At 45.9% G+C, this 614-nt stretch carries 1 pseudogene; it reads left to right on the top strand.

What is annotated here, in order from left to right:
- Positions 1 to 161: 161 nt before the first annotated feature.
- Positions 162 to 614, top strand: a pseudogene (locus DWW10_RS15540) (IS1595-like element ISBbi1 family transposase); the annotation flags it as partial.

Raw genomic sequence — 614 nt, forward strand, 5'->3', positions numbered from 1 at the left:
TTAACAAAGGTTGGAGTACAGCGGTACTCCTTTTTTTATGTCCATACGTTTGGAATATCCTCGTAAAAGGCTTTTCTTTGTGGTAATGCTTTAAAATAATTCTGATTCTCCGCAAACACACCTAATATTTTTAGTATATTAGCGCTCAAAAAGCAGGGATTATGAACATATTCAGTTTTACGGCTCATTTCGGTTCGGAGGAAGATTGTCGTTTGCATTTCAAGGAGCAGCGTGATAAGGAAGGGGTTGTCTGCAAGCGATGCGGGGGCACTTCCCATTATTGGTTACAGGGTAAATGGAGTTATGAATGCAAAGGTTGCCGTTTCCGCACCTCGTTGCGCAGCGGTACGATCATGGAGAGCTCCAAGCTGCCGTTTCTGGTGTGGTACAAAACGATGTTCCTGATGAGTTGCACAAAAAAGGGATTCTCCACCAACGAACTCCAGAAGCAATTAGGATTGAAGCGTTACGAACCGGTATGGGCGATGGTACACAAACTCCGCAGGGCGATGGGCAACCGGGATGCAAGGTATACACTGGAAGGGATGATAGAACTGGATGAGGGTTACTTTTCGGTGGCCAGTAAGGAAATCGAGCGAGGCAAGGGTACACGT

Source organism: Bacteroides intestinalis (assembly GCF_003464595.1).
Taxonomy (GTDB): Bacteria; Bacteroidota; Bacteroidia; order Bacteroidales; family Bacteroidaceae; genus Bacteroides; species Bacteroides intestinalis_A.